The 17,267-nt window shown below is 64.2% G+C and carries 16 protein-coding genes; 11 read left to right on the top strand and 5 right to left on the bottom strand.

Annotated elements, in window-relative coordinates:
* The 5 genes from AAHM40_RS14005 to AAHM40_RS13985 form a co-directional block, all read left to right on the top strand.
* Positions 1-245: hypothetical protein (locus tag AAHM40_RS14005; protein ID WP_342245191.1), on the top strand; the 245-nt coding region annotated here is incomplete at its 5' end.
* 88 nt (positions 246-333) lie between these two features.
* Complete coding sequence (gene mexE, locus AAHM40_RS14000) at positions 334-1,575, top strand: multidrug efflux RND transporter periplasmic adaptor subunit MexE (RefSeq protein WP_342245190.1); 1,242 nt, start codon at positions 334-336, stop codon at positions 1,573-1,575.
* A gap of 11 nt (positions 1,576-1,586) precedes the next feature.
* Positions 1,587-4,775, top strand: coding sequence for an efflux RND transporter permease subunit (locus AAHM40_RS13995; protein WP_342245189.1), 3,189 nt, complete (start codon positions 1,587-1,589; stop codon positions 4,773-4,775).
* Complete coding sequence (locus tag AAHM40_RS13990) at positions 4,772-6,166, top strand: TolC family protein (protein WP_342245188.1); 1,395 nt, start codon at positions 4,772-4,774, stop codon at positions 6,164-6,166. The genes AAHM40_RS13995 and AAHM40_RS13990 overlap by 4 nt, the downstream gene beginning before the upstream one ends.
* Positions 6,167-6,380: 214 nt before the next feature.
* Complete coding sequence (locus tag AAHM40_RS13985; RefSeq protein ID WP_028631250.1) at positions 6,381-6,572, top strand: hypothetical protein; 192 nt, start codon at positions 6,381-6,383, stop codon at positions 6,570-6,572.
* 50 nt (positions 6,573-6,622) lie between these two features.
* Here AAHM40_RS13985 and AAHM40_RS13980 read toward each other — a convergent pair whose 3' ends face one another.
* Positions 6,623-6,985: a DUF3509 domain-containing protein gene (locus tag AAHM40_RS13980; RefSeq protein ID WP_342245187.1), complete on the bottom strand. Its 363-nt coding sequence runs from the start codon at positions 6,983-6,985 to the stop codon at positions 6,623-6,625.
* A gap of 298 nt (positions 6,986-7,283) precedes the next feature.
* On the opposite strand from AAHM40_RS13980, the gene AAHM40_RS13975 reads away from it, so the two are divergent.
* From AAHM40_RS13975 to AAHM40_RS13950, 6 genes are all read left to right on the top strand, one after another.
* Complete coding sequence (locus AAHM40_RS13975; RefSeq protein ID WP_342245186.1) at positions 7,284-7,625, top strand: FKBP-type peptidyl-prolyl cis-trans isomerase; 342 nt, start codon at positions 7,284-7,286, stop codon at positions 7,623-7,625.
* Between the two features lie 276 nt (positions 7,626-7,901).
* On the top strand, positions 7,902-8,561 hold the full coding sequence (locus tag AAHM40_RS13970; protein WP_342245185.1) for a glutathione S-transferase family protein: 660 nt from the start codon (positions 7,902-7,904) through the stop codon (positions 8,559-8,561).
* Positions 8,562-8,631: 70 nt separating this feature from the next.
* Positions 8,632-9,336, top strand: a complete 705-nt coding sequence (locus tag AAHM40_RS13965; protein ID WP_342245184.1) for a glutathione S-transferase N-terminal domain-containing protein — start codon at positions 8,632-8,634, stop codon at positions 9,334-9,336.
* Between the two features lie 259 nt (positions 9,337-9,595).
* On the top strand, positions 9,596-11,023 hold the full coding sequence (locus AAHM40_RS13960) for a mechanosensitive ion channel family protein (protein ID WP_342245183.1): 1,428 nt from the start codon (positions 9,596-9,598) through the stop codon (positions 11,021-11,023).
* A gap of 179 nt (positions 11,024-11,202) precedes the next feature.
* Complete coding sequence (locus tag AAHM40_RS13955) at positions 11,203-12,780, top strand: malate:quinone oxidoreductase (RefSeq protein WP_342245182.1); 1,578 nt, start codon at positions 11,203-11,205, stop codon at positions 12,778-12,780.
* 291 nt (positions 12,781-13,071) lie between these two features.
* On the top strand, positions 13,072-13,575 hold the full coding sequence (locus AAHM40_RS13950) for a sterol desaturase family protein (protein WP_342245181.1): 504 nt from the start codon (positions 13,072-13,074) through the stop codon (positions 13,573-13,575).
* 37 nt (positions 13,576-13,612) lie between these two features.
* Here AAHM40_RS13950 and AAHM40_RS13945 read toward each other — a convergent pair whose 3' ends face one another.
* From AAHM40_RS13945 to AAHM40_RS13930, 4 genes are all read right to left on the bottom strand, one after another.
* Entirely contained in the window at positions 13,613-14,542 is a 930-nt protein-coding gene (locus AAHM40_RS13945; RefSeq protein ID WP_342245180.1) for a LysR family transcriptional regulator, read from the bottom strand.
* A 137-nt stretch (positions 14,543-14,679) separates the two neighbouring features.
* On the bottom strand, positions 14,680-15,696 hold the full coding sequence (locus AAHM40_RS13940) for a branched-chain amino acid ABC transporter permease (RefSeq protein ID WP_342245179.1): 1,017 nt from the start codon (positions 15,694-15,696) through the stop codon (positions 14,680-14,682).
* Positions 15,696-16,559: a branched-chain amino acid ABC transporter permease gene (locus AAHM40_RS13935; protein WP_342245178.1), complete on the bottom strand. Its 864-nt coding sequence runs from the start codon at positions 16,557-16,559 to the stop codon at positions 15,696-15,698. The genes AAHM40_RS13940 and AAHM40_RS13935 overlap by 1 nt, the downstream gene beginning before the upstream one ends.
* A complete protein-coding gene (locus AAHM40_RS13930) occupies positions 16,559-17,263 on the bottom strand; it encodes an ABC transporter ATP-binding protein (protein ID WP_342245177.1) in 705 nt (234 codons plus the stop codon). The genes AAHM40_RS13935 and AAHM40_RS13930 overlap by 1 nt, the downstream gene beginning before the upstream one ends.
* Positions 17,264-17,267: the final 4 nt, after the last annotated feature.

The raw sequence follows: 17,267 nt of genomic DNA, 5'->3' as shown, positions 1-17,267 counted from the left end.
CAGCGAATGGCGGCGTTTCGCTGGCAAGCCAGCTCCTACAAGGCACTTGGCCGGATGGGAAATCTCTCGCAAAAGCTAACGCAGACACAGCGAATTCATTCGCCAAGCAGGCCGAAGGTCTGCCCATCAGTCGCTCAGGGGATGCTCCGCCTCCCTTGGCGATTGAAATCGCCCCTACGATTCCTGATCCACCTCCGGACCATCAACATCTCCATAACCCCACCCTGATCAATCACTTCCAGTAATAGTCACCTTCAGGGTGTTCGATTCGTCTGGTCGAATCTCCGCACGCAGACTCCGCCCATTCATAAAACCAATTGGCGGAGCTGTCCCATGGAAGCAATACAGAAGAACCTCTGGCGTTACCCTCTTACCCTCGCGGCGGCGGTGGTACTGGTAGCCTGCGGCAAGGCACCGGAAGCCACACTCAACCAAGCGGCCCCCAAGGTCAGCGTCGCCGAAGTGATCGAACAGCCCCTCAACGAATGGGACGAATTCACCGGCCGCCTGGAAGCTCCGGAGTCCGTGGAAATCCGCCCGCGCGTCTCCGGCTACATCGACCGGGTGGCTTTCGATGAAGGCAGCCTGGTGAAGAAAGGCGACCTGCTGTTCCAGATCGACCCGCGTCCCTTCGAGGCCGAGGTCAAGCGCCTGGAAGCCCAGCTGCAGCAAGCCCGCGCCAACCAGAACCGTGCCGCCAACGAAGCCCGCCGTGGCGAGCGCCTGCGCCAGAGCAATGCCATTTCCGCCGAACTGGCCGACGCTCGCGCCAGCGCTGCCACCGAAGCCCAGGCCGCGGTCGCCGCCACCCAGGCCGAACTGGACAACGCCAAGCTCAACCTCAGCTTCACCCGCGTGACCGCGCCCATCGACGGTCGCGTCAGCCGTGCCGAAATCACCGAAGGCAACCTGGTCAACGCCAGCCAATCGCTGTTGACCTCGGTGGTCTCCACCGACAAGGTCTACGCCTACTTCGACGCCGACGAACGCGCCTTCCTCAAGTACGTGGAACTGGCCCGCAAGACCGGCTCCGACACCCGCGCCGCCAGCCCGGTGTACATGGGCCTGTCCAGCGAAACCGGCAACCCGCACCTGGGCCAGCTGGACTTCCTCGACAACCAGGTCAACCCGCGCACCGGCACCATCCGTGGCCGCGCCGTGTTCGACAACAAGGACGGCAAGTTCACCCCCGGCCTCTACGCCCGCATCAAGCTGGTGGGCAGCGAGACCTACCCGGCAGCGCTGATCAAGGACGAAGCCATCGGCACCGACCTGGGCAAGAAGTTCGTCCTGGTGCTGGGTGAAGACAACAAGGTGAATTACCGCGCCATCGAACTGGGGCCAAAGCTGGAAGGCCTGCGCATCGTGCGCAACGGCCTGGTCAAGGGCGAAACGATCGTGGTCAACGGCCTGCAGCGCGCCATGCCCGGCGCGCCAGTGGAACCGCAAGCCGTGCCCATGGCCGACGAATCCACCCTCGACCAGTTGGCCCGCCTGCGCCAATCCGTGGAAGGCCGCGACGCCCCACGGGTAGCCGAGCAGAACGCCAAACCTTCCGTCGGCCCGCGCGGCTGAGGTAGCACGCCATGAATTTCTCCCAGTTCTTCATCCTGCGGCCGATCTTCGCCGCCGTGCTGTCGCTGCTGATCCTGATCGGCGGCGCCATCTCGCTGTTCCAGCTGCCCATCAGCGAATACCCGGAAGTGGTACCGCCGACGGTGGTGGTGCGCGCCAACTTCCCCGGCGCCAACCCCAAGGTGATCGGTGAAACCGTCGCCTCGCCGCTGGAGCAAGCCATCGTCGGCGTGGAAGGCATGCTCTACATGTCCTCCCAGGCGACCAACGACGGCAAGCTGACCCTGACCATCACCTTTGCCCTGGGCACCGACCTGGATAACGCCCAGGTGCAGGTGCAGAACCGCGTGACACGCACCATGCCCACCCTGCCAACCGAGGTGCAGCGGCTCGGCGTGACCGTGGACAAGGCCTCTCCGGACCTGACCATGGTGGTGCACCTGACCTCACCGGATAACCGCTACGACATGCTCTACCTGTCCAACTACGCGGCGCTCAATGTCAAGGACGAGCTGGCGCGGCTGGATGGCGTGGGCGACGTGCAGCTGTTCGGCATGGGCAACTACTCCCTGCGTGTCTGGCTCGACCCGAACAAGGTGGCTTCGCGCAACCTGACCGCCACCGATGTGGTCAACGCCATTCGCGAGCAGAACCGCCAGGTCGCCGCAGGCGCCCTCGGCGCGCCACCGTCCGATGCCGGCAACAGCTTCCAGCTGTCGATCAACACCCAGGGCCGCCTGGTCACCGAGGAAGAGTTCGAGAACATCATCATCCGGGCCGGTGACGACGGCGAGATCACGCGTCTGAAGGACATCGCCCGCGTCGAGCTGGGCTCCAACCAGTACGCCCTGCGCTCGCTGCTGAACAATCAGCCAGCCGTGGCGATTCCGGTGTTCCAGCGTCCCGGCTCCAACGCCATCGAAATCTCCGACGCCGTTCGTGAGCGCATGGCCGAACTGAAGCAGAGTTTCCCCCAGGGCATGGACTACGAAATCGTCTATGACCCGACCATCTTCGTGCGCGGCTCCATCGAGGCGGTGGTTCACACCCTGCTCGAAGCCATCGTGCTCGTCGTACTGGTGGTGATCCTGTTCCTGCAGACCTGGCGCGCCTCGATCATCCCGCTGGCCGCCGTGCCGGTGTCGCTGATCGGCACCTTCGCGGTGATGCACCTGTTCGGCTTCTCGCTCAACGCCCTGTCGCTGTTCGGCCTGGTGCTGGCCATCGGCATCGTGGTCGACGACGCCATCGTCGTCGTGGAAAACGTCGAGCGGAACATCGGACTCGGCAAGTCACCGGTGGAAGCCACCCGCCAGGCCATGAAGGAAGTGACCGGCCCGATCATCGCCACTGCACTCGTGCTGTGCGCCGTGTTCGTGCCCACTGCCTTCATCTCCGGCCTCACCGGGCAGTTCTACCAGCAGTTCGCCCTGACCATCGCCATTTCCACGGTGATCTCGGCCTTCAACTCGCTGACCCTGTCCCCGGCCCTGGCCGCCGTGCTGCTGAAAGACCACCACGCACCGAAGGACCGCTTCTCCCGCGTGCTCGATACGCTGTTCGGCCGCTGGTTGTTCAACCCGTTCAACCGCATGTTCGAACGCGCTGGCGGCGGCTACGTCCGTACCGTGCGCCGCGTCCTGCGGGGCAGCAGCATCGCCATGTTCATCTATGCCGGCCTGCTGGGACTCGGCTACCTGGGCTTCTCCAGCACCCCGGCCGGCTTCGTGCCGCAACAGGACAAGCAGTACCTGGTCGCCTTCGCGCAACTGCCGGATGCCGCCACCCTGGATCGCACCGAAGCGGTGATCAAGCGCATGTCCGAGATCGCCTCCAAGCACCCGGGCGTGGAAAACACCGTGGCCTTCCCGGGCCTGTCCATCAACGGTTTCACCAACAGCCCGAACAGCGGCATCGTGTTCACCCCGCTCAAGCCCTTCGATGAGCGCAAGGACCCCTCCATGTCGGCTGGCGCCATCGCCGCCGAGCTGAACAAGCAGTTCGCGGATATCCAGGACGCCTACATCGCCATCTTCCCGCCGCCCCCGGTACAGGGTCTGGGCACCATCGGCGGCTTCCGCCTGCAGGTGGAGGACCGTGGCAACCTGGGCTACGAGGAGCTGTACAAGCAGACCCAGAACATCATCGCCAAGGCACGCCAACTGCCGGAACTGAACCCGATGTCGGTGTTCACCAGCTACCAGGTCAACGTGCCCCAGGTGGATGCCGCCATCGACCGCGAGAAAGCCAAGACCCACGGCGTGGCCATCAGCGACATCTTCGACACCATGCAGGTGTACCTGGGTTCGCTGTACGCCAACGACTTCAACCGCTTCGGCCGTACCTACCAGGTCAACGTCCAGGCCGACCAGCAGTTCCGCCTGGAGCCCGAGCAGATCGGCCAGCTGAAGGTGCGCAACAACCGTGGCGAGATGATCCCGCTGTCCACCTTCGTCAAGGTGGAGAACAGCGCAGGGCCTGATCGCGTGATGCACTACAACGGCTTCATCACCGCCGAGATCAACGGCGCAGCCGCGCCCGGCTACAGCTCCGGCCAGGCCGAGGCGGCGATCGCCAAGCTGCTGGACGAAGAGCTGCCCAACGGCATGACCTACGAGTGGACGGACCTGACCTACCAGCAGATCCTCGCCGGCAACACCGCGATCTTCATCTTCCCGCTCTGCGTGCTGCTGGCCTTCCTGGTGCTGGCCGCCCAGTACGAGAGCTGGAGCCTGCCGCTGGCGGTGATCCTGATCGTGCCGACCGTGCTGTTCTCCGCCATCACCGGGGTGATCCTGGCCGGTAGCGACAACAACATCTTCACGCAGATCGGCTTGATCGTTCTGGTGGGCCTGGCGTGCAAGAACGCCATCCTCATCGTCGAGTTCGCCAAGGAGAAACAGGAAGAAGGCCTGGACCGCGTCGCTGCCGTCCTGGAAGCCTGCCGCCTGCGTCTGCGCCCGATCCTGATGACCTCCATCGCCTTCATCATGGGCGTGGTGCCCCTGGTGCTGTCTTCCGGTGCCGGCGCCGAAATGCGCCATGCCATGGGCGTCGCGGTGTTCAGCGGGATGATCGGCGTGACCTTCTTCGGCCTGCTGCTGACCCCGGTGTTCTATGTCCTGATCCGCGGATTCGTCGAAAAGCGCGAAGCGCGCAAGGCCGCCCGCGCCCCGCAACTGAAGGAAGCACACGCATGATGCACAAGGCTTTCGCCCCCGCCCTGCTGGCACTGGCCCTTTCCGCCTGTGCCGTGGGCCCGGACTACAAGGCCCCCGACACCGAGCCCGCGCGGCTCGCCTCGGCGGATGCCGTGAAGGCCGATCGCGGTCGTTTCGAGAGCGTCTGGTGGCAGCAGTTCGACGACCCGACCCTGAACCAACTGGTGCAGCAGTCGCTCAAGGAAAACCGTGAACTGCGCGTGGCTTTCGCCCGCCTGAAAGCCGCCCGCGCCATCCGCGACGACGTCGGCAACGACCAGTTGCCGGTGGTCACCGCCGGCGCCAGCGCCGAGATCGGCAAGGGCCAGCAGCCCGGCGTCACCGAGGAGCGGGTCAATGCCGAACGCTACGACCTGGGCCTGGACATGGCCTGGGAGCTCGACCTGTTCGGCCGCATCCAGCGCCAGATCGAAGCCAGCGATGCCGAGATAGGCGTGGCCGAGGCCGACCTGCAACAGCTGCAGGTCAGCCTGATCGCCGAACTGGTGGACGCCTACGGCAACCTGCGCGGTGCCCAGCTGCGCGAACGCATCGCCCGCGAGAACCTGGAGAATCAGCGCGAATCCCGTGGCCTCACCGAGCAACTGCGCGACGCCGGTGTCGGCAGCGAGCTCGACGTGCTGCGCGCCGACGGCCGCCTGGCCGCCACCGAAGCCAGCCTGCCGCAGCTCCAGGCCGAGGAAGTGCGCGCCCGCAACCGCATCGCCACCCTCCTTGGCCAACGGCCGGAACAGCTTGCCGTTGACCTCTCGGCCAAGCCGCTGCCGGTGATCGGCAAGGCCCTGCCCATCGGCGACCCGGCCGAACTGCTGCGCCGCCGCCCCGACGTGCGCTCCGCCGAGCGTCAGTTGGCTGCCGCCACCGCCGGTGTGGGCGTGGCCACGGCTGACCTGTTCCCGCGCGTGAGCCTGTCGGGCTTCCTCGGCTTCACCGCCGGACGCGGCTCGCAGATCGGCTCCTCCGCCGCGCGGGCCTGGGCGGTGGCACCGACCATCTCCTGGGCCGCCTTCGACCTCGGCAGCGTCCGGGCGCAGATCCGCGCCTCCGAGGCCGATGCCGAGGGCGCCCTGGCCAACTATGAGCAGCAGGTCCTGCTGGCCCTGGAAGAGTCCGAGAACGCCTTCAGCGACTACGGCAAGCGCCAGCAGCGCCTGGTTTCCCTGGTGCGCCAGTCGGAAGCCACCCGCGCCGCCGCCGAACAGGCCGCAACCCGCTATCGCGAAGGCACTGTGGACTTCCTCGTGTTGCTGGACGCCGAACGCGAGCGCCTGGCCGCCGAAGACGCCCAGGCCCAGGCCGAAGTCGAGGTCTATCGCGGCATCGTCGCCATCTACAAGGCCCTTGGCGGCGGCTGGCAGCCCCAGGCGTGACCCTCTCCTCCCTTGCCCGGCCTGCCCCGGCCGGCAGTTTTCCCCGCGGGTCAGAGCTCCTCGCCGCGGGGCTTTTATTCAGGTCCGCAGGGCTCCATGGATGCTTGGCAAGAGCCGACGACCAGGAAGCCTGCTGACCGCGTCAAGGATGGCAGTACCGCATTCGGAGAAAGCTCTGGATACCCCAACCCTTGATCTCAACAGGAGACATTCCATGAAAAAGCTCATCACTTCCGCAACCTTGCTGGCCGTCGCCCTTTCCGCTGGTTCGGCCATGGCATCCGGCGGCGGCGACCGCACCATCTCCCGCTACGAGAAGCGCCTTGCGCAGATCGAGAAACAGCAACACGAGGCAAACGAAGCGGTCGCCCAGAAGGAACTCGCCGAAAAAGCAAAGCGTGGCTAAGCCACAAAAAAGGAGCGGGTCGCACCGCTCCTTTCATCCGCCGGAGTTGTTTAGGCTACGGGGGTTCGACGAGCCTGTTGCCTGGGCTCCAGCTTGCGCCGCGCCACCAGCGTCTTGGCCGCCGTCATGTGAATGGGCCCGCCCTGATAGGTAGGCAGATCGAGCGACACCCAGTCGATGCCCTTGTCGTGCCAGTGCACCTCGCCCGCGTCCAGCTTCATGTCCCGCTGCAGTTCCCGGATCACCTGGCGCACGCGCGCGTCGCTGTAGAAGGCTTCATTGTCGACGGCCTTGCAGAGCGATTCGCCGTCCTGTCCGGTCAGCGTGAGCAACAAGGACCCGTCTGGCCGGGGCTTCACAACTACATGGTGCTGCGGAAAGGCATCATAAAAGGCAGTGAATGGCAGCTTCATTCGGAAACTCCTGTCGGGTGTTGGGTTTTCGGACCTTGTCCCCTGCAGTCGTCGTGCCCGTTTGCTGCTTCAGGTAATGTCCTTGCGAATCAGGCATATGGAACGCACGCGCCCGACCGTCTGCGGGTGACTTGCACGATTCTCCGTCCAACTCTCATGCAAATTGCACGAAGCCCCCATGAAGCCGGGCTTTTCTGTCGTCGACGAATCACGCCGTGGCTTGACCGGCGCACCCGATCCTGCGAAAAGGCTGCGCGCAAATGGCCGGACCCGACCGACGAACCAAGGAGCACATCCCATGAGTGACGAACTGCAGATAACCGATATCCAGCTGGGCAACGGCAAGGAAGTGGTCAAGGGCGCCCTGATCACTACCCAGTACCGCGGCACCCTGGAAGACGGCACCGAGTTCGATTCGTCCTACAGCCGCGGCAAGCCCTTCCAGTGCGTGATCGGTACCGGGCGTGTCATCAAGGGCTGGGACATCGGCCTGATGGGCATGAAGGTCGGTGGCAAGCGCAAGCTGTTCGTTCCGGCGCACCTGGCCTATGGCGAGCGCGAAGTCGGCGCCCATATCAAGCCGAACTCCAACCTGCTGTTCGAGATCGAATTGCTGGAAGTGCTGACGCGGGACGATTGATTCGCCCCGGGCCTGCACAGCGACAGGCCGCAGGCTTGTGGCCTGGGCCGCCGCTGGAACCACGCAATAGAGGAGAGATAACACCCGGCAATCGTGTCACCGGCGACAGGCAAGATACCGGACGACTCTTTCATCAAGCTGACAGCGCTCCCTCGGTACCATAGGTGCCTACCCTTTGCAGGGACAACGTTGTCTTTCTACAACAGCCGGAACCTGTCGATTTCCTCGAATGGCAATCGACCAGCTAGCGAATCCCAACTTCAACAGGAGTCGCCCATGTCCCTGCAACTGTTCGCCCATCCCTTCTCGTCCTACTGCCAGAAGGTCCTGATTGCGCTCTACGAGAACGACACTCCCTTCCGCATGCGCTTGATGTCACCGGATGACGCGACTACCGCCGACGAATTCCAACGCCTCTGGCCGCTCCGGCGGTTTCCGTTGCTGCTGGACGGCGAGCGGCCGGTGATGGAGTCGAGCATCATCATCGAGTACCTGCAGCAGCATCATGGCGGGTCGGTGACGCTGATCCCCGCGGGGCCGGAAGCCGCGCTTGAGGTGCGGATGCTGGATCGCTTCTTCGACCTGTATGTGATGACGCCGATGCAGAAGCCGGTGTTCGATAGCCTGCGCCCGGCAGAGCAGCGCGACGCGCTTGGCGTAGCGGAAGCGAAGGGTCTGCTGGAGCGCAGTTACGCCTGGCTGGAAGAGAAGCTTGCAGGGCGAACCTGGGCGGCAGGCGAAACGTTCAGCCTCGCCGACTGCGCAGCGGCGCCGGCGCTGTTCTATGCAGACTGGGTACACCCCATTGCTGGGTCGTTCGGCAACGTCCGGGCCTATCGGCAGCGCTTGCTGACTCGCCCCTCGTTCGCCCGCGTGGTGGACGAAGCGCGCATGTATCGACCGCTGTTCCCGCTGGGGGCGCCGGATCGCGATTGAGCCTTCCACTCTTCGGCAATCGACAGGTAAGGTTGCCCATTCGCCCTTAAATCTCGAACAGGAAGTCCCCATGCGTGAATTGTCGGCTTTCCCCATCGCTCGCAAGTGGCCCGCGACCCAGCCGGACCGGCTGCAGCTTTACTCCCTGCCGACGCCCAATGGCGTCAAGGTCTCCATCATGCTGGAGGAGACCGGCCTACCCTACGAGCCGCACCTGGTGAGTTTCGAGCGCAATGACCAGATGTCGCCGGAGTTCCTCTCCCTCAATCCGAACAACAAGATTCCCGCCATCATCGACCCCAACGGCCCGGATGGCCGTCCGCTGCCGCTGTTCGAGTCTGGCGCCATCCTCATCTACCTGGCCGACAAGACCGGCCAGTTGATTCCAGAGGACGCTGCCGGGCGTTATGAATGCATCCAATGGCTGATGTTCCAGATGGGTGGCATCGGCCCGATGTTCGGCCAGGTGGGTTTCTTCAACAAGTTCGCCGGCAAGGACTACGAGGACAAGCGCCCCCTCGACCGCTATGTGCAAGAGTCGGCGCGGTTGCTGGCGGTGCTCGACCAGCGCCTCGAAGGCCGGGACTGGATCATGGGCGGTCAGTACAGCATTGCGGATATCGCCACCTTCCCCTGGGTGCGCAACCTGATCGGCTTCTACGAGGCAGGCGAACTGGTGCAGTTCGAGCGGTTTGCCAACGTCAAGCGCGTGCTCGATGCCTTCCTCGCGCGACCGGCAGTGGTGCGCGGCCTGGGCATTCCGAAGCGGGATTGAACGGGCACATTGCTTTCGCGAATGAATTCGCTATGCCTGCGTGAGCGGTTGCGAGAGATTTACCATCGGGCCAAGAGCCTTGTAGGAGCTGGCTTGCCAGCGAAACGCCGCCATTCGCTAGCACGCCAGCTCCTACAAGGGATTCCAGGACCTTCAACGCATAACGCAGACACAGCTAATTCAATCGTCCCCACAGGATAATTCAGCCTGATGGCGAGCTCTGCTAACGTGATGCGCACTCACTCGCGGAAGGGAATTCATGCTCGCATTCATTCAGAACCACCCGCTGGTTTTCGGCGTCGCCCTGTTGCTGCTCGACCTGCTGGTCTGGCGCATCATTCCCATCGAGCAACGCACCTGGCGGGTGCTCTGCCGCTCCGTGCTCTTCCTGCTGTTCAGCGCCCTGATCATCGATGCCGGGTTGAACCCACTGCAGCCGCCGCCCTGGACGGACACCACACTCAACCTGATGGCCACTGCCCTGGAAATCGTCTGGTGGCTGTACGGCGCCCGCACCCTGACCGTGGTGCTGGGCCTGCTGATGCCGCGCATCGGCCATGCCGGGCGCCTGCTGCAGGACTTGCTGGGCGCGGTGATCTTCCTCGTGGCGGTGGTGGCGGCGGCGGCCTATGTGATGCAGTTGCCGGTGAAAGGCCTGCTGGCCACCTCCGGGGTCATGGCCATCGTCATCGGCCTGGCCCTGCAGAGCACCCTGAGCGATGTGTTCTCCGGCATCGTCCTGAACACCACCAAGCCTTACCAGCTGGATGACTGGATTTCCATCGACGGTACCGAAGGCAAAGTGGTGGAAATCGACTGGCGCGCCACCCACCTGCTCACCAGCCAGGGCAGCACGGTGGTGATTCCGAACTCGGTTGCGGCCAAGACCAAAGTCCACAACTTCAGCCGCCCCTATGAGCTGACGGGCGTGTCCATAAGCCTCAGGGTCCCCACCCAGGTGCGACCTCGCCGGGTGCTGGATGCCCTGGAAAAAACGGTGCAGGGCATCAGTGCGCTGCTCACCAACCCCAAGCCCAAGGTAGCGATCAAGAGCTCGGACCTGGAGTCCGTGGAGTACGAAGCCAGCGGCTTCATCCGCACCGGCGAGAACAAGACCGAAGTCCGTAACCTGATGTACGACCTGGCGCACCGCCATCTCGAAGCCACCGGCATAACCTTCAGCAGCGATAGCGTGCCCCAGCCCTGGTCGCGGCCGCGCCTTCTGCTGGAAGACGTGAAGATTTTCCGCGCCTTGAGCAGCGAGGAGAAGGACGAACTCAGCCAGGTCATGGCGCCCCTGGCCTTCTCCGCCGGCCAGGTGGTGCTGGATGTCGGCGAGGTTTCCGATGGCCTGCTGGTGATAGGCACCGGCGTCATCTCGGCGGCGGTGCCGGACGGGGCTGGCATGATCGAGGCCGGTCGCATGGGGCCAGGCGAAATCCTCGGTGAAGAAGGCATCGCCAACGATGCACCGTCCCAGGCGCGATTCACCGCGCTCACCTCCTGCATGCTCTACCGCATCGAGCGGGACGCAATCCGTAGCTGCCTGGAGGAACGCATCGAAATCCGCGCTGCCCTCACCCGCCTACGCGCCTTCCGCGAGCAGGCCAGTCGCAACCTGCTGCTGCAGAAACCCCAGGCAATCAGGAAAGGCGGCTTTCTCAGTTGGCTGCATAAGAAGGGCTGAGGGCGGAAAATCGCCCTTTCGGCACCCTCACCGATCGGTAAAGGGCGGATTCCCGCCACGTTCGCGTGCTTCCAGGCCCTTGCATCCCGCCAAGTGAAACGATTCAGGGCTATTCCCCGTTTCCGGCACGACACTTGCCTGCGCACCGCCCCTTTCGAGAAACAGAAAGGGACAGTCCCATGAAAAAACTCCTCCTAGGACTCCTGTGCATCACGGTGCTCGGCTGTGCCAAGCAACCCGAGCCGGAGAAGTCCGTCGACGTGCTGCTGATCGGCGCCGGCATCATGAGTGCCAGCCTCGGCACCTATCTCCACGAACTGGAGCCGGGCTGGACCATCGATATCTACGAGCGCCTGGACCAGGTCGCGGCGGAAAGCTCCAACCCCTGGAACAACGCGGGCACCGGCCACTCCGCCTTCTGCGAGCTGAACTACACGCCGGAAACCGCAGACGGCGGCATCGACATCAGCAAGGCCGTGGCGATCAACGAATCCTTCGAGATTTCCAAACAGTTCTGGGCCTACCAGGTCGAGCGCAACGTGCTGAGCAACCCGAAGTCCTTCATTAACGGCGTGCCGCACATGAGCTTCGTCTGGGGTGATGACAACATCGCCTTCCTCAAGAAGCGCCACGCCGCCCTGCAGCACAGCTCGCTGTTCCGTGGCATGGAGTACTCCGAGGACTTCGATCAGATCAAACAGTGGGTACCCCTGGCGATGGAAGGCCGCCCGGCCGAGCAGAAGGTCGCCGCCACCCGCATGGCCATCGGCACCGACGTGAACTTCGGCGAGATCACCCGCCAGCTGATCGGCTCCCTGACCCAAAGCGACAAGGTCAAGCTGAACCTCAAGCACGAAGTGCGCGACATCAAGCGCAACGATGACGGCACCTGGACCGTTACCGTGGCCGACCTCGGCAACAACGAGGCACAAACCAGCGTCAAGGCCAGATTCGTCTTCATCGGCGCCGGCGGTGGCGCCCTCAAGCTGCTGCAGAAGTCCGGCATCCCGGAAGCCGAAGGCTATGCCGGCTTCCCGGTGGGCGGCCAGTTCCTGGTCACCCGAAACCCCGAGGTCGTCGCCCAGCACCAGGCCAAGCTCTATGGCAAGGCCTCGGTCGGCTCGCCGCCCATGTCCGTGCCGCACCTGGACACCCGCGTGATCGATGGCCAGAAAGTGCTGCTGTTCGGGCCCTTCGCCACCTTCTCCACCAAGTTCCTGAAGAACGGCTCGCTGCTGGACATGTTCAGCGCCCTGACCACCGACAACATCGGTCCGATGACCAATGCCGGCCTGGACAACCTACCGCTCAGCACCTACCTCATGGGCCAGCTGATGCTCAGTCAGGCCGACCGCATGCACGAGCTGCGTGAATACTTCCCGCAGGCGAAGGACGAAGACTGGGAACTGCTGACCGCCGGCCAGCGCGTGCAGGTGATCAAGAAGGACGCCGAGAAAGGCGGCATCCTGCAGTTCGGTACCGAAGTCGTAAGCTCCGCCGACGGCAGCATCGCCGCCCTGCTGGGCGCTTCGCCGGGTGCCTCCACAGCCGCGCCGATCATGCTCACCGTGCTGGAGAAGACCTTCAAGGACAAGGTGCAGACGCCGGAATGGCAGGCTCGCCTGAAGGAAATCATTCCCTCCTACGGCCGCAAACTGAACAACGACCTGGAGCTGACCAACCAGATCCGCGCCTGGAGCAGTGAGCGCCTGCAGCTGGACTACGTGCCGGTACTGCCCGAGGTGGCTGCGCAGTAAACGAATTGTAGGTTGGAGCGAGTTCGACGAAGCCCGACAACACTGGCCACGGCACCCGGAAATGCTGGGCTTCGCAGGCTCAGCACCCACCTAGGAGGCTGCACCTGAGCGTGGCTGTCGGGACGCGCTCATTTGTTCGGAGCTACCGTGTCGACGCGGGTCCTGCTTGCCCTGCGTCGACACTAATCGAAAGTCAGGCTGTTCCCTTCCTTAACCAGCGCGAACCTTGGTTCCGTCGCCCGGAGAGCTGTCGTGCTCCGGGTCCCATGGGACAACAACAAGGAGAAGAAAATGCCCTGGTACCTCGAAGCGCTGATCAGCATCCCCGCAGGCCTGCTGCTCGGCAATTTCACCGAATGGTGGTTCCACCGCTTCGTGCTGCACGGCATGGGCCGCAAGCGCGGTACTTTCTGGAGCTTCCATTTTCACGAACACCACCGCAATGCCCGCCAGCACGACTTCTATGACCCCTGCTACCGCCGCCCTCCGCTGGGCTGGCATGCGCAGGGTAAGGAAGCCTGGGCGTTGATCGTTGCCAGCGTCCTGGCGGCACCCCTGATCCTCTGGGCGCCCTGGCTGTGCCTGACGCTCTGGTACTGCGCCGGCAACTACTACTTCACCCACAAGAAGGCCCACGACAACCCCGACTGGGCTCGCCGGCACCTGCCCTGGCACTACGACCACCACATGGGCCCCAACCCGCAGGCCAACTGGTGCGTAACCAAACCCTGGTTTGATTGGGTGTTCGGCACTCGCGAATACTTCGTGGGGACCGAACGAGAGGCGCGCGCCTGACCGGAGTCGAGGACAGGCGCCTGCCATGCCTATGGTTTTATGCCTTGATCAAACCCTGCTCCAACAGTGCCCGGTCCCACGCCGGTTCATCGCTGATGCGTTCCACCAGGAACTCGATCAGGGTGCGCACCTTCAGCGCCCTGCGTTGGGTGGCCGGGTAGACGGCGGAAAAGTTGAAGGCGGTCAGCGAATAGTCGGTGAGCACTGGCACCAGCCGCCCGGCCAACAGGTCATCGCTGGCCACCAGGGTGGGCAGGCACACCACGCAGGTACCGGTGACGGCGTAGTCGCGCAGCAGGTGGACCGAGTTGGAGCGCACCTGGCCGGTGAGGTTGAGTTCCACTTGTTCATCGCCGTTGAATACCCACTTGTTGCGCGACGGATAGCCCTCATAGAGCGCGACCTTGTGTGCCTGGAGGTCTGCTGGCACGGTGGGCGCACCGTGGCGCTCCAGGTAGTCGGGGGAGGCGCAGAACAGCCGGCGAACAGAGAACAGCTTGCGTTCGATCAGGCTCTCGGCCAACGGTGGGAACATCTGGAAGGCCACGTCGAAGCCTTCCTCGATCGGGTCCACCACCCGGTCGTTGACGATCACGTCGACCCCGATGTCCGGGTAGAACTCGGTGAATTCCGCCAGCAGGCTGCCGAAGTGGCCGATGGCGAAGCCCGGCAGCATCTGGATGCGCAGCTTGCCGGTGGGTTTGGCACGCAGGTCGCGCATCTGCTCGGTGAGGCTGTTGAAGGTCGCCACCATGTCGGCGCATTCCTTGTAGTAGGTCTCACCGACTTCCGACAAACGCACATGGCGGGTGCTGCGGTGGAACAGCGGCGCGCTGATGTACTCCTCCAACTGCTGGATGCGATGGCTGATGACCGAGCGGGTCACGCCCAGTTGCTGGGCGGCCTTGGCGAAGTTGCCGGTTTCCGCGACGCGGACGAAGGCTTCGATGCTGAGCAGGCGGTCCATATATGTTTCCGGTTCTGGCGATGACTTAACTGTAGGGGCGAATTCATTCGCCAAGGGCAGCGAAGCTGCCCCCATGGAATCTCAGGGCAGACCTTCGGCCTGCTTGGCGAATGATTTCGCCCCTACAACAAGAGCGATCACCCCCCAGCCAACCGCCGCTGCATCGGAAACAGCTGCCAACCCAGCCGCTCACTCACCAGCCCCCAGACGCCCTGGGGCGCTTTCAGCATCATCACCACCGCGACGCCACCAAGGATGATCATGTACAGCGCGCCGAACTCAGCGAAGCAACTGCGCAGCGCGAAGTAGATCAGGGTGCCGATCAGCGGCCCTTCCAGGGTGCCGATGCCGCCGATGATGACGATGAAGATCACCGCCGCCGTCCAGTCCTGAACGCTGAAGGCGGCATCCGGCGAGATGCGCAGCTTCTGCAGAAAGATCAGCGCACCGACGACGCCCGTGCAGCCGGCAGCCAGCACGTAGACCAGCAGCTTAGTGCGGAACACGTTGATGCCCAGGCTTCCCGAGGCCGGCTCGGAGTCCCGGATGGCTGTCAGCGCCAGGCCCTGGCGCGAGCGCAGCAGCAGGTAGACCACCAGCACCGCCGCCACGGCAATGCCCAGGGCACTGAAGTACAGCAGCATCTCGCGGCTGTCACGGCTGTTGCCGATCTGCCGCACGATGGAAGCCGGCAGGCTCTGCCCGGAGCCTCCGCCCAGGCTGCCCACCTGGGCCAGGCCGAGCCGAAACACCTCGGCCACCACCCAGGTGCCGATGGCGAAATAGGCACCGCGCAGGCGGAACAGCACCAGCGCCGTTGGCACTGCGAGCAACGCCACCACCAGGCCGGAGAGCAACACCGCGGCCAGCGGTGGCACACCCAGCTGCGACGCCAGCACGAACAGCAGGTAGCCGCCCAGGCCGACGAAGGCCTGCTGGCCCACCGAAACCATGCCGGCGTAGCCCGCCAGCAGGTTCCACATCTGCGCCAGGGCCAGGTAGTAGGCGAACTCCACCACCAGCCGCAGCACCGCCCGGTCGGCCCAGAACGGCAGGGACGCCAGCACCAGCACCAGCACGCCCAGCAGCGCCAGGCCCACCTGGCTGCTGCGGGTGGCGCGTTGGACGAGGTAGGCATTGTTCATCGCATTCATCAGTCGACACTCCGGGGAAACAGGCCACGCGGGCGGAAAACCAGAATCAGCAGGAACACCAGGTGACCGGCAAGGATCTGCCAACCCGGATCGATACGTGCCCCCACCGCCTGGGCAACGCCGAGGATCACGCCGCCGGCCAGGGTGCCCCAGAGGCTGCCGAGGCCGCCGATGATCACCGCCTCGAAGCCGTAGAGCAGGCGCGCCGGACCAACGCTGGGGTCGAAGCTGGTGCGTACCGCGAGGAACACGCCGGCGATGGACACCACCGCCATCGCCAACGCCATGGCCAGGCCGAAGATGTGGCGATTGTCGATGCCCATCAGTTGGGCCGTGTGCTGGTCATCCGAGGTGGCGCGGAAGGCACGACCCAGGCTGGTCTTGTAGAACAGCAACTGCAAACCGCCGATCACCAGCAGCGCGCTGCCGAACACCATCAGCGGCATCACGCCAAGGCTGAGGCTGCCCACGGCCACGCTGGCCACTTCCAGATCGCCCTGGGAGAGCTTCTGGCTGTCAGCGCTGAAGAATTCCAGCAGCACGTTCTGCAGGATGATCGACAGCCCGAAGGTCACCAGCAAAGGCGGCAGGATGTCGTTGCCGAGGGTGCGATTGAGCAGTTGCCGTTGCAGGCCATATCCGACCACGAACATCACCGGCACCACCAGCACCAGGCTCGCCAGCGGCGACAGGCCGAGCGCCTCGACCACCACCAGTGCCAGGTAGGAGGCCAGCACGATGAAGTCGCCATGGGCGATGTTGACCAGGCGCATGATGCCGAACATCAGCGACAGGCCGACCGCGAACATGGCATAGAGGCCGCCCAGCAGCACGCCCTGCACCAGGGTATTGAGCCATTCCATCATCGTGCCTCCGCCAGGCCGAAATAGGCCGCCTTGATCTGTTCCTTGCTCACCTCACCCGGCTTGCCGGAAAGGGAGATGCGCCCTTCCTGAAAGCAGTAGAAGCGGTCGGCGACGCTGAGGGCCTGGTTAATGTCCTGCTCCACCAGGATCACCGCTGTGCCATCGGCCTTGATCGACGGCAGCGCGGCGTAGATGTCCTTGATGGTGGTCGGCGCGAGACCGAGGCTGATCTCGTCGCAAAGCAACAGTCCTGGGCTGGACATCAGCGCGCGGCCGATGGCGACCATCTGCTGCTGGCCACCGGAGAGCGCGGTGCCGGGGCGTTTGCGCAGGTTGGCCAGCACCGGGAACAGGCTGTAGATCCGCTCCAGGTTCCAGGCGCCCTGGCGCTTGCTGTAACCACCGATCAGCAGGTTCTCCTCGACGCTGAGCGAGGGGAACAGCTTGCGGCCTTCCGGCACCAGGGCAATGCCCCGCTCCAGCACCCGGTTGGCCGGCAGGCTGCCGATGTACTCACCTTTGAAGCGAATGGCACCGGGGTCGTTGCGGATCAACCCGGCGAGCGAACGCATGAAGGTGGATTTGCCGGCACCATTGGAGCCGATGATGGCCAGGGTTTCCCCTTCGGCCAGGTCCAGGTCGATGCCGAACAACGCCTGGAAGTCGCCGTAGCCGGCGCGCAGTTTGCGGATCGTCAGCATGACT

The organism is Pseudomonas sp. OTU5201, assembly GCF_038440135.1.
Classification (GTDB): domain Bacteria; phylum Pseudomonadota; class Gammaproteobacteria; order Pseudomonadales; family Pseudomonadaceae; genus Metapseudomonas; species Metapseudomonas resinovorans.
Note: the sequence above shows the minus strand (reverse complement) of the source record. Positions and strands in the feature narration are given on the sequence as shown.